10 protein-coding genes are annotated in these 12,982 nt (G+C 45.0%); 7 read left to right on the forward strand and 3 right to left on the reverse strand.

The genetic code is table 11. The features are described 5' to 3' along the window. Positions 1 to 160: 160 nt before the first annotated feature. The 6 genes from EJL04_RS00170 to dnaA all read left to right on the forward strand — a co-directional run bounded on the left by EJL04_RS00170 (position 161) and on the right by dnaA (position 8,630). Positions 161 to 1,354 (forward strand): nucleoside hydrolase-like domain-containing protein, encoded by a 1,194-nt coding sequence (locus EJL04_RS00170; protein ID WP_241209920.1) that lies wholly within the window; start codon positions 161 to 163, stop codon positions 1,352 to 1,354. Positions 1,355 to 1,608: 254 nt separating this feature from the next. Next, on the forward strand, positions 1,609 to 4,170 hold the full coding sequence (locus EJL04_RS00175; RefSeq protein WP_021855057.1) for an adenosylcobalamin-dependent ribonucleoside-diphosphate reductase: 2,562 nt from the start codon (positions 1,609 to 1,611) through the stop codon (positions 4,168 to 4,170). 14 nt (positions 4,171 to 4,184) lie between these two features. Further along, positions 4,185 to 4,565: a dihydroneopterin aldolase gene (gene folB, locus EJL04_RS00180; protein ID WP_125103797.1), complete on the forward strand. Its 381-nt coding sequence runs from the start codon at positions 4,185 to 4,187 to the stop codon at positions 4,563 to 4,565. Positions 4,566 to 4,621: 56 nt separating this feature from the next. Further along, positions 4,622 to 5,869, forward strand: coding sequence for an N-acetylmuramoyl-L-alanine amidase family protein (locus EJL04_RS00185; RefSeq protein ID WP_125103798.1), 1,248 nt, complete (start codon positions 4,622 to 4,624; stop codon positions 5,867 to 5,869). Positions 5,870 to 5,884: 15 nt separating this feature from the next. Beyond that, positions 5,885 to 6,787: an MlaD family protein gene (locus EJL04_RS00190; protein WP_021855054.1), complete on the forward strand. Its 903-nt coding sequence runs from the start codon at positions 5,885 to 5,887 to the stop codon at positions 6,785 to 6,787. 430 nt (positions 6,788 to 7,217) lie between these two features. Next, positions 7,218 to 8,630 carry a chromosomal replication initiator protein DnaA gene (dnaA, locus tag EJL04_RS00195; protein ID WP_021855053.1) on the forward strand — a complete coding sequence of 471 codons (1,413 nt, stop codon included), beginning with the start codon at positions 7,218 to 7,220 and terminating at the stop codon, positions 8,628 to 8,630. A gap of 253 nt (positions 8,631 to 8,883) precedes the next feature. On the opposite strand, the gene EJL04_RS00200 is transcribed toward dnaA, so the two are convergent. From EJL04_RS00200 to EJL04_RS00210, 3 genes are read right to left on the reverse strand one after another with little or no spacing between them, the layout of a single operon-like run. Continuing rightward, a complete protein-coding gene (locus EJL04_RS00200) occupies positions 8,884 to 10,188 on the reverse strand; it encodes a gluzincin family metallopeptidase (protein WP_125103799.1) in 1,305 nt (434 codons plus the stop codon). 60 nt (positions 10,189 to 10,248) lie between these two features. Next, positions 10,249 to 10,449: a helix-turn-helix transcriptional regulator gene (locus EJL04_RS00205; protein ID WP_125103800.1), complete on the reverse strand. Its 201-nt coding sequence runs from the start codon at positions 10,447 to 10,449 to the stop codon at positions 10,249 to 10,251. A 13-nt stretch (positions 10,450 to 10,462) separates the two neighbouring features. Beyond that, the gene (locus EJL04_RS00210; RefSeq protein ID WP_021855050.1) at positions 10,463 to 10,912 is read right to left on the reverse strand and encodes a hypothetical protein; all 450 of its coding nucleotides are present in this window, start codon (positions 10,910 to 10,912) and stop codon (positions 10,463 to 10,465) included. A gap of 355 nt (positions 10,913 to 11,267) precedes the next feature. On the opposite strand from EJL04_RS00210, the gene EJL04_RS00215 reads away from it, so the two are divergent. Beyond that, positions 11,268 to 12,008 (forward strand): nitroreductase family protein, encoded by a 741-nt coding sequence (locus tag EJL04_RS00215; protein ID WP_125103801.1) that lies wholly within the window; start codon positions 11,268 to 11,270, stop codon positions 12,006 to 12,008. The last annotated feature ends 974 nt before the right edge of the window (positions 12,009 to 12,982 follow it).

Consider the following 12,982-nt stretch of genomic DNA (forward strand, 5'->3'; position numbering starts at 1 on the left):
AGCTTCTTTTTGTATTTCTCTCGCCTTTCACTATCTTTGCAGATGATTATTAGCCAAGGAAATGAAGAAACATAATATAACAGTCTTACTATTACTATTGTCGATGTTTTCTATTTTTGCGCATGCTCAAAAGCCGAGACCGGAGAGGCCGAGGATTATCGTGAGCAGCGATATTGGAGGCACCGACCCTGACGACAACCAGTCGATGATTCACCTGCTTATGTATAACGACATGTTTGACATAGAAGGACTTGTCTCGTCGCCTTCGTTTGGCAACGGCTCGGCAGACGAAATAAGGCGCATGATCGGCATATATGAGAAAGACTATGATAGACTGAAGAAACATGTTGCCGGACTTATGCCGCCCGACTCGCTGCGCCGTATCTGCAAGCAGGGAAGGCGCGGGCTGGCGCCTTTCAAAGGCTACGATGAGCCTACGGAAGGTTCAGAATGGATAGTGAGACAGGCGCGCCGGCAGAGCGACCGCCCGCTGTGGATACTTGTGTGGGGAACGCTCGAGGATGTGGCTCAGGCCTTGCACGATGCGCCCGACATAAAGGACAAAATAAGGATATATTATATAGGTGGACCAAACAAAAAGTGGGGCGTAAACAGCTATGCCTATATAGCAGAAAATTTTCCGGATGTGTGGATGATAGAAAATAATGCCACATACCGCGGACTGATAGCCGACGGCAAAAGGGACGGAGAGGCCGACAGCCGTTATTATGAACGCGTGATGAGCGGGGCAGGGCACATGGGTGCCGACTTTATAAACTATTATAAAGGTAGGGTAAAGATGGGCGACACGCCTTCGCTGCTGTATATGATGGACGGCAATCCTGACGACCCGGAGAAGGAAAAATGCTGGGGAGGAAGTTTCAGACGCACAGCATATACGTCGCGCAGGGTGTTTGAGCGTGCAACGACGCTTAACGACACCGTGCCGGTTTATTCTGTGATTGAGCTGCGTATGAAGGGGTCTGAACTCGACATTGATCAGGATTCAGCATGCTTCACCGCAACTATCGACCGTCAGACTTGGCCCGGATATTATTTGGGCAACGGGCTTTATGCCGTGAGATATTCGCCAAAGGCTCCTGCAGTGCTTAGTTACACTGTGAGTTCTGGTATAAAAGAACTTGACGGACAACATGGCACATTCGTTGTTGACAGAATGTGGCCGGGCAAGCGTTGTAAGGATGACTATGCCGTTGGCGGCAACTGGTTCACAGACCGTGACGATAAAGAGTATTTTGAAGGTCCGTGGCAAGGAGCCGGACTGATAAGAAAGCAGCGCCATGAAATACTTGAAGATTGGGCGGAGAGATGGAACTGGCTGAAAGACAGATGATTACATCCTGCTCGCTGAAAAAGACCCCTCTTGTAAGACGTGAAAATCAGCCAGTTAAACATTCTGTGGTAAAGAATAAGTTTCATCAACGTGCTGAATCTCTCTATTATTCAACTAGTTGCGAAAAATAAGATTCTGAGTTGACTTTTTTGGTGAACTTTTTAGAGCTTTAAACGGGAAAAATATTCCGAAAAGTATTTCTTTTTATGAAAAAATGTTCGTAGATTTGCACCACTCAAATTACTTCTGCCATCATGGAAAATAATAAAATTTACTCTTTTGAAGAGGCCTATCAGGCTTCTTTGGCCTATTTTGGCGGTGACGAACTCGCTGCCAGAGTGTGGGTAAACAAGTATGCACTGAAAGACAGTTTTGGCAACATCTTTGAAAAGTCGCCCGCCGACATGCACTGGCGTATAGCCAACGAAGTGGCCAGAATTGAAAATAAATATAAAAATCCGATTAGTGCCGAGGAAGTGTTCGAACTGCTCGACCATTTTAAGTATATCGTTCCGGCAGGAAGCCCCATGACGGGTATAGGCAACCATCATCAGGTGGCATCTTTGTCAAACTGCTTTGTTATCGGTCTTGACGGCGATGCTGACTCTTATGGAGCCATACTGCGTGTTGACGAGGAGCAGGTGCAGCTGATGAAGCGCCGCGGAGGCGTTGGCCATGATCTGTCTCACCTGCGTCCGAAAGGTTCGCCTGTGAACAATTCGGCACTGACATCTACAGGACTTGTGCCTTTCATGGAGCGCTACAGCAACTCTACACGCGAGGTGGCACAAGACGGACGCCGCGGAGCTCTCATGCTCTCAGTGAGCATAAAGCATCCCGACAGCGAGGCTTTCATCGACGCCAAGATGACCGAAGGCAAGATAACAGGTGCTAACGTGTCGGTAAAGATTGACGACGAGTTTATGCGCTGTGCCACGGAAGACAGAGAGTATGTTCAGCAGTTCCCCATCGACAGCGCCACACCGCAGGTGACAAAAGACATCAGCGCGCGCAAGCTGTGGGAGAAGATTGTACACAACGCATGGAAGAGCGCCGAGCCCGGCGTGCTGTTCTGGGATACGATAATACGCGAGAGCATACCTGACTGCTACGCCGATTTGGGCTTCCGCACCGTGTCTACCAATCCGTGCGGTGAGATTCCTCTCTGTCCTTACGACTCATGCCGTCTGCTGTCTATCAACCTTTATTCTTATGTGGTTAATCCTTTCACAGACAAGGCATACTTCAATTATGAACTGTTCCGCAAGCATGTAGCCCTGGCTCAGCGCATAATGGACGACATTGTGGACATGGAGCTTGAGAAGATAGACCAGATAATGGCCAAGATAAAGACCGACCCGCAGAGCGACGAGGTGAAGAGCACAGAGTATCACCTGTGGGAGAAGATAAAGAGAAAGAGCGGAATGGGCCGCCGTACAGGCGTGGGCATCACGGCCGAGGGCGACATGATAGCTGCCATGGGTCTGCGCTATGGTACGCAGGAGGCAACCGACTTCTCTGTTGAGGTACACAAGACATTGGCGCTTGCTGCTTACCGTTCGTCAGTGGAAATGGCCAAGGAGCGCGGTGCTTTTGAAATTTATGATACTAAGCGCGAGGAGAACAATCCGTTCATCAACCGTATAAAGGAGGCAGATCCTCAGCTGTATGAGGATATGGCTAAATATGGCCGCCGCAACATAGCCTGTCTGACCATTGCGCCTACGGGCACAACCAGTCTGATGACGCAGACAACAAGCGGTATCGAGCCTGTATTCATGCCTGTTTATAAGCGTCGCCGCAAGGTTAACCCGAATGATGCCGATGTGCATGTTGACTTTGTCGACGAGGTAGGCGACTCGTTTGAAGAGTATATCGTTTATCACCGCAAGTTTATCGAGTGGATGAAGATAAACGGCATTGACACTGAGAAGAAATATACTCAGGAAGAACTTGACGAACTGGTGGCAAAGTCACCTTATTATAAAGCAACAGCCAACGATGTCGACTGGCTGATGAAGGTGCGCATGCAGGGTGCAATACAGAAATGGGTAGACCACAGCATCAGCGTAACCATAAACCTGCCCAATAATGTAGACGAGGCTTTGGTAAACCGTCTTTACGTTGAGGCCTGGAAGTCAGGATGCAAGGGCTGCACCGTATATCGTGACGGTTCGCGTTCAGGCGTGATGATAGCCGTAGAAAAGAAGAAAAAGAACAACGACGACAATCAGAAGAAGCAAGCACCGCTGTGCCGTCATCCCGAAGTTACCGAGGTAAGGCCTGCCGTGCTCGAGTGTGATGTCGTGCGTTTCCAGAATAACAAGGAGAAATGGGTTGCGTTCGTAGGCCTTCTCAACGGATATCCATACGAGATATTCACAGGTCTGCAGGACGACGAGGAAGGCATCGTTCTACCGAAGACTGTAACAAAGGGTAAGATTATCAAGCATAAGGACGAAACCGGCAAGAGCCGCTACGACTTCCAGTTTGAGAACAAGCGCGGATATAAGACCACTGTTGAAGGTCTGAGCGAGAAGTTCAACCCTGAATACTGGAACTATGCAAAGCTTATTTCAGGCGTATTGCGCTATCGTATGCCTATAGAGCATGTTATCAAGCTCGTTGGTTCGCTGCAGCTTAAGAGCGAGAGCATCAACACATGGAAGAACGGTGTTGAGCGTGCCCTGAAGAAGTATATTGTTGACGGCACAGAGGCCAAGGGACAGAAATGTCCGGTGTGCGGTCAGGAAACTCTCGTTTATCAGGAGGGATGTCTTATCTGTAAAAACTGCGGCGCATCACGCTGTGGATAAATCATAAGATGATTATGAAACTGGTCTCAGGTTTTATATGTCTTAACGACTTGCGCTTTTTTGCGCGTCACGGCGTGCTCCCGCAAGAGCGCGAGACGGGCGGCGAGTATGTCGTCAATCTTCGCGCAAAATATCCGCTCGACAATTCGCTTGAGAGCGACGACGTAGCCGACACGCTTAATTATGCTGAGATTTTTGAAATCATAAATAAGGAGATGCAAAAGCCTTCCTGCCTGCTCGAACATGTGGCGGGCAGGATAGGCAGGCGCATATTCAGTCAGCTACCTCTTGTTGAGGCCATAGACATATCTGTGGCAAAGATAAATCCGCCGATGGAGGCTGATATTGGCAGCGCATCGGTTGAATTACACTTAATAAATGATAAAACTATTTGACTTATTGCAGTTTTTCTGCAATTTATAACTACCTTTGTATCTGTAATAAAGCACTCATGATAAAAAAGATAATATTCTTTCTGTTGGTGTTAGTGTCTTTCTCCGCAGCTGTATTCGGCGCGGACAAACCTTTCACGCTTGTTATCGACGCAGGGCACGGAGGACATGACTCGGGTGCAAAGGGTTCTTTCTCTTACGAAAAAGACATTAATCTTAATGTGGCTTTGGCCTTTGGCCGATACGTTGAGCGCAACTGTCCCGACGTAAAGGTTATTTACACGCGCAAGACCGACGTGTTTGTTCCGTTGCACAAGCGTGCCGACATAGCAAACAAGAACAAGGCCGACGTGTTCATCTCTATACACACCAATGCGCTGCCGGCAGGACATATAGCCCGCGGACTTGAAACGTACACGATGGGTATGAGGCGTTCGGACGAAAAGCTGAGTGCGGCAAAGCGTGAGAACTCTGTCATCATGATAGAGAAGGACTATAAGGAACGCTATGAAGGCTACGATCCTAATTCGCCCGAAAGCACAATCATGTTTGAGTTCATACACGACCGTAATATGTCGAAGAGCGTAGAGCTGGCCAAGTATGTGCAGAGCAACGTTTGCTCAACCGCCGGACGACAGAATAAGGGTGTTAAGCAGGACGTGTTCCTGGTGTTGCGAGAAACTTCCATGCCGGCGTGTCTTATTGAATTGGGCTTCATAACAACGCCTGATGAGGAGCGCTTCCTCAATGACAAAAACAACATAGACAAAATGGCAAAGGGCATATATCAGGCCTTTGTTAAATATAAGGACAAATACAATAAAGGCTTTACTGTTCCTTACAGCTCACCTAAAGATAATAGTATAAATATCCCGTCCATTGTGCCTGATGACGGCAATGATGAAAAGGATAAGCCCCAAACACGCAAGCAGACAAGGCGCAGGACAGAAACGCCGCGTCCTCGTGTAGAGGAGCAGCCGAAGGAAAAGGCGGACAGTGACAGCAAGGAAAAAACACAAGAGGTTGCCGACGAACCTGTGGATAAGCCAGTGTTTAAGGTGCAGATATTGGCCAGCAGCCGTATGCTGCGTCCCGGCAGCAGCCAGTTTAAAGGGCTTGAGAATGTAGAATCTTATAAGGAGAACGACCTTGTGAAATACACCTATGGTTCGTCGACCGACTACAATGAGATTTATCGTCTGCGCAAAACGATTCTCGACAAGTTTCCCGAAGCGTTTATCATAGCATTCAAAAACGGAAAGAAAATGAACGTCAATCAAGCAATACGTGAGTTTAAGTCTAAATAGAAAGGAGATTAAATTATGAAGTTTTTAACAAAAGAAATAAAGATTGCCTTAGTAGCCGTGTGCGGACTGGTGATACTTTTTTTCGGAATGAATTTTCTTAAAGGACTGAATCTGTTTTCATCAGCCAACAAATATTATATCTCGTTCAAGAATATCAGCGGACTATCTTCTTCAAGTCCGATTTATGCCGACGGATATAAGGTGGGTGTGGTGAAAAACATAAAATATGATTATAATAAGTCGGGCGAGATAATGGTCGAGGCTGACATTGATCAGGAACTGCGCATACCTAAGGGCAGTAGTGCTGAGATCGTTAGCGATATGCTCGGCAACGTAAAAGTAAACTTGCTATTGGCTACAAATCCGAGAGAACGCGTGATGCCAGGTGAGACAATTATGGGTGGAATTAACGATGGCGCACTGGGAAAAATGAAGGATATGGTGCCGGTGGTTATGGGTATGTTGCCAAAACTCGACTCTATCGTTACCACTCTCAACATCTTGCTGGCTGATCCTGCCATAGCACAGTCGCTGCATAATGTGAATACCATAACGGGTAATCTTACTGTAACCACTACACGCATAAACACTCTCCTTGCCGGACTCAACCGAAGTGTTCCCGGTGTGGTTAGCCGTGCAGACAGTACACTATACAATGCCAACCTTCTTGCAAAGAAACTCAACAATATCGATGTTGAAGGCACTATGGCTAAAGTTGACGCAACACTGGCTAATGTGGAGGAACTTACAGCCAAGCTTAACAGTAATGAGGGTACGATAGGACTGCTGATGCGTGATCCGTCATTATATAACAATCTTAACAGCACTATGCGCTCGGCCGACTCTTTACTTATTGACCTCAAGGCTCATCCCAAACGCTATGTTCACTTCTCACTTTTTGGAAGAAAGGACAATTAATAAGGATGTAAAAGCCTGTCTATAGCCATGGCAGAGACAACGTTTGCAGGGATTTGCTGTTAAATTATCATCTTGCTTTGTGCTAATTTAAAATTTGTCTAAATAATAAAATATGTTCCGAAACGATTGACAAATCTTTCGGAACATATTAGTATATACCACTTTCTGACTTTTCCCGCCTTATACACATCGATATTGCCCGTACCTTTTCTGCAGTGTGCAAGTCGCTATTTTTCAGGTACTTATAAATATGCAAGTGGCAATATTACATTAATGTTTCAAAATACGCCATAAAATGCCTTATTCCCGACATTTACAATAAATCATTTAAAATGAATTAAATCGGCATATTTGTGTATTTCAATAAAAATTACGAAATTTGCAGACGCTTAAAAAGGCGTCGAAAGACATAATAATCTGATCTTAATATATGAGTAATAATCCCCGTGCGCTCTGGGATAACTGCCTTTTGCTGATAAAGGAAAATGTCTCGGAACAGCAGTTTAACACATGGTTCAAGCCTATTGTTTTCGAATCGTTCAACGAGTCGAACAGAACGCTTTTGCTTCAAGTATCGAGCCAGTTTGTCGCCGAATACATTGAAGAAAACTATGCAGGACTGCTGAACAAGGTGCTTGTACGGATTTATGGAAAAGGCATACGTCTTAACTACCGCGTGATGGTGGATAAGACTAACAATATATCACAGCAGATTCAGGCCGACCCGGTGGTGAACATCGAGCAGACAGTTACACGCAGAACACGTGTAAACCAGTCGCCTACTACGCTTGATGCGGCACAGCCCCAGCAGATAGACTCACAGCTGAATCCCCGACATACTTTTGCAAACTATATTGAAGGTGACAGCAACAAGTTGCCGAGAGCTGTCGGACTGTCTATTGCGGAACATCCTAACACCACTCAGTTTAATCCGATGTTTATTTACGGTCCGTCCGGATGCGGTAAGACACACCTTATCAATGCCATCGGTGTGCGCACCAAGGAGATTTATCCGCAGAAAAGGGTGCTGTATATCAGCGCAAGACTGTTTCAGGTGCAGTATACCAATGCCGTATTGAACAACAGAACTAACGATTTCATCAACTTCTATCAGACGATAGACATGCTTATTGTTGATGATATTCAGGAGTGGGTATCGGCTGCAAAGACACAGGAAACATTCTTCCATATATTTAATCACTTGTTCCGTAACGGCAAGAGAATAATTCTTGCGTGCGACCGTCCTCCTGTTGATCTTCAGGGCATGAGCGACCGCCTGCTGACACGTTTCAGCTGCGGACTTATAGCAGAGCTTGAGAAACCTAACATTCAGCTTTGTGTGGACATTCTTAACAGCAAGATCAAGCGTGACGGACTGACCATCCCCGAAGACGTGGTTTATTTTATTGCGCAGACGGCTAACTACAGCGTGCGCGGACTTGAGGGTGTCATCAACTCTCTGTTGGCTTTCTCTGTGGTTTACAACTGCAAGATTGACATGCGCCTTGCGGAGAGAGTGATAAAGAGGGCGGTTAAGATAGATAATGAGCCGTTGACGATAGACGACATTCTTGATACGGTTTGCAACCATTTCAACGTTACCACCGCAGCTGTGGCCAGCCGCAGCCGTAAGCGTGATTATGTAACTGCACGTCAAGTGTCGATGTATCTTGCACAGAAGTACACCAAGATGCCGGCATCACGTATTGGCAAGCTTATCGGAGGTCGCGACCATTCTACAGTAATACACAGCTGCACACAGATAGAGCAGCGCATAAAGACAGATAAGCTGTTCAGCGATGAAATTGCAAGCATTGAAAATTCATTTAAACTTAAGAAATAATTAAAAAGGGGATATTTGTTTATCCCCTTTTTTCGTTTTGTTTCTGTACTTCAATAAAGCGAAATATTTCCTTTTGCATGTTATTAGCCGGCATTTGACTATTTCTGCTGCTATGCTGTTGCTATTGTTGGTCATTTCTCTTCTTTTCGTCTTGCCTTCTGTTTCACTTTGCATAGTCTGTCGTGTGTGCAGAAGTGATAATCAGTTCAACGTTTGTCAGGATTCCTGCTGAGTGATAACAGCTAAGTTAAACTTAATTCTCTATCCAGTTTTTAAGCTCGTTTGCGGCATTTGGCCAAGTGCTGTTGACTAAGTTGATGAAGTCAGAATATTTCAGATTCGGCTTTCCTGCATACTTTTGATAAAATGAAGATATTAGGCTTATGCAGTTTTCGTATCCAATTTCTTTTGCGAAACGGTCTAATATCAGCGGCCCTTTTCTGTAAACAACAGTATTGTTGTTATTTTCTACGAGATTGATGGCCGGTTTGTCCTGTGGCGTATTTATGATTTTCTGGTATTCAGCGTTATATTTTTCAATCAGCGACAGATACAAACCGTTGCCAAAATGATGTCTTAGGAACATCAGTGTCATAAACTCATTCAGCGACTCTTTAATAAAATACGCTCCGGGCTGTCCGTCTCGAATGAGCAGTGTCCATTCGCCAAGCCATCTGTGGCCTATCTCGTGCACAAGCGGATAGATGTCGGGGTGTGTTGAGAATTTCTCCTGTGAGGCCGAGATAAAGCCTATGTTGTATCTGTTGCTGAAGCCTTTTCCGTTATGAAACACGAAAGCGGGATATTGTGTTATGCCCCTTTGCTGGCATAAATATTCATCGCCATATATTTTGCCGAAATATGATATGCTTGCACGGGCAAGTTCGAGCAGCTCGTCGTAGCGCCTTTTGCTGCATTGCATGCCTGCAATCTGATATATGTCCATGTCGTAAGGCTCGCCGGCCGTTGTGCGGATGTATGCACTTTTCTGTAATAACGCGAGCGATAACGACTGTTGCAGCATGCCATTAATCCGGCAGCAGTACTTGCCGCTGCCGGTTTGTTTAAGGGGATAAGAGCATAAGGGAAAGATTGAGTCAGGCAACTCCAGATTTAATGTGATGTCTGCATAGCTGTCTGGCAGGTAAGGATAATAATGCTCGTTGAAGCTTGTCTCCCATAATTCTGCCGTTCCGCCTCCATAGATAAAGAAAGCCGAGAGGTTTGTGTAGTTGTAGTTCATCTTTACACCAATGTTTCGGCCTTGAATCTTTTTGAACACAAGTTTCCTTGCATCAGGCTGATAGCAGTATTTCAGTGATGATGTGTCTGTCTGAATGGTAAGGTTTTCAACAGAAAGCATGCCGTCGCCGCCGAAATTCATTACAATACTGTCTGATTTCTGAAAATCTATAACGAACGAACAGCTGACGTGCATGTTGGCTTCGTCCTGATTTATTTTGCTTATGTTCAAGACATAATCACCAATATGCTGTGCCCGGCACGCCAAAACAGAAAGGAAAAAGCAGACCGAAAGCAATAAAACCTTATTGTTCATATCCCTATTCTTGTTTATTTCCATTCAATATCGCTTTTCAAAACAGAATAATAAAGCTGTTCAGTCGCCGTCTTCAAGCTGAAAAATGTCGTTCACCATCTTGCCGAAATATGCTGCAATCTTCAGTGCCAGCAATGTTGAAGGCACATATCTGCCCGATTCTATAGAGTTTATAGTCTGACGGCTGACTCCTATTGCCACGGCCAAATCCTGTTGGGTTATATCTTTTATGGCGCGTTCTACCTTTATTGTATTTTTCATTTTTGTTTTTAAGCTATTTAAGTTGATGAATTTCGTAACGGAACTTTATGATAAAGACAATCAGCAATACATAAAGAGTGGCCCAAAGACTGTAGGCATAGGCAATGTTGAAAAAGAACAAAGTTTCTACAACAAACAAGACAGACGTAAACCAAAGTGAGAAAAACACCGATTTGAGTCTTATCTGCATTATCATTTCGTCTTCGGTCTTTTCCTTGCTCATGGCGATAAACAGCAGCGAAATGAAAATGCCGAGCATCCATATCTCCATATACATATCCTCGGAAGGTAGTATTCCGAACCATGCGTTTTCACCAATGATTTCATTAACAATATATGGCATGGGTACCTTAATTTTAGGTGCAGCTCCTGCCAAGTCTATGCCAAACATTATTAAAAACAATACCATAAGACAAAGGCCTGTCTTAGCATAGCAATGAGGCAACAAAAAATACTTCTTCATAATCGTAAAATTTTAAGGTTATTCATTTATGTGTTTCGGATATGTGTGTAATGTTATGTCGCAAAGATAGCCAAACTTTCCATAAAGACAAGTATACTTTACATTAAATCATGTTAATTTTACATTTTTACTTACTCAAACAATACGCCCGACAATATTCAACGATTGAACTGAGCATCATAAGATATGTTGACCAGGCTGTTTTAAAATAATATAATTGAAAAGGCAAGACAGAATAATACGGGAAATTTGATTAACTTTGCACATGGCAGACGCCGCACCTTAAGGCAAAGCCACATCACACAGATTGCCGACAAAAGGCACAGCAACATAAGACATTAAATATTAAGAATATATGAAGACAATAAACACAAGGCGTAGCATACGCAAATATTCAGACAAGGAAGTAAGTGAAGAACTGCTCAGCCGCCTGCTGACAGAGGCTGCACGCACGCAGACTATGGGCAACATGCAGCTCTACAGCGTGGTGGTTACACGCTCTGACGAGATGAAGGCCAAGCTTGCCCCGGCTCATTTCAACCAGCCCATGGTTACTCAGGCTCCCGTGGTGCTCACGATATGTGCCGATTTCAATCGCGCAAGCACATGGTGCCGCTGCCGCAAGGCCGAGCCGGGATATGACAATTTTCTGTCGTTCATCAACGCAGCATCAGACGCACTGCTCTACACACAGACTTTCTGCAACCTTGCCGAGGAAGAAGGACTTGGCCTCTGCTATCTCGGCACAACCGTATATATGCCGCAGATGATTATCGACGTGCTCGGTCTGCCAAAGCTCGTCATGCCTGTGGCTACGATAACACTGGGCTGGCCCGACGAAAATCCGCCGCTCACCGACCGCCTGCCGCTCGCTTCGTTTGTACACAGCGAGACATACCACGACTATACTCCTGCCGACATCGACCGCTATTATGCCGAGAAAGAGGCGCTCGAAGAAAACCGCGAGTTCGTAAAGATAAACAACAAGGAAACTCTTGCGCAGATATTCACCGACATACGCTACACCAAGAAAGACAACGAGGCTATGTCGGCTGGTATGATGGAGGCTCTTAAACGTCAGGGCTTCATCGGATAAGACATTTTTGCCGGCCTTGCAGGTCGGAGCAGAGTGAGGTATGGCACGTCTGTAATGTCAGATGCCGTCTCTCTGCGTTTAGCAAAATACATTATACGGCCCATGATACGCCTGGCAATTCCATGTGTGTCATGGGCTTTTATGATAATCTTGAGAGATATTGCCGCAAAACCGCGCGGCCTTTGCAGCCGCCCCAAACAGGTATAATTTAGCAGTATGAATGTAGGGTCGGCAGCCAAAATATTAAATTCATGCTGTTGAAATATCTTGAAACTTCGGATTAGCAGTTATAACTCATTTGTTTTCGATAAAAAACTCGGCCACTTTTGCATCAAAAGTGGCCGAGTTTTGACCCGTAAACGATAGGTTAATGATTTGAAACCAATACATCTTGTTTTGCTTACAGTCAGTGCAGAAAATATGTCTGTTTTGAACGTTTGTTAATGTTAGGTGCCTGTTTCGCTTATGATTTTTTGCCCCTTTAAAATTATTCGCCTTTTGATGCCTTTAAACCGAGCCCTGTCATTAGGCACATTGGGCTGACCATTACAAGAATATTGATGCGTTCGGCCGTGATTTTGTTTTATATTGAACGGATTTTCGTTAGCTTTTTTGCTGGCATGGGAGCAATTTCAATAAAAAAACAGCGACAGCAGAAAACGGCTATCCTGCCTGACGGAAATGACCAATTTGGATAAAGACCCGCTTAACTTTTGCCAATTTAATGCTAAACAGTCAGTACGTCATGCCTTTGTTTGGCTGTATGAAACTAAAAGACTATATTTGCAGATGATAAAGACACGAAATATACAATAATGACAGGAAACCATCGAGACAATGCAAGCAAAGGAACTGCATGGCCCTGTCTTTGAATGAATGCTGAACGTTGCAAAAACAGCTCATAGCAAGATGCTGCCTGCGGGCATTAAACCATAAATGAGCGAACAATATTGAGACAAGAAATTATTAGTTAC

Origin of the sequence: Prevotella marseillensis (assembly GCF_900625065.1) — a bacterium.
GTDB classification, from domain to species: domain Bacteria; phylum Bacteroidota; class Bacteroidia; order Bacteroidales; family Bacteroidaceae; genus Prevotella; species Prevotella rara.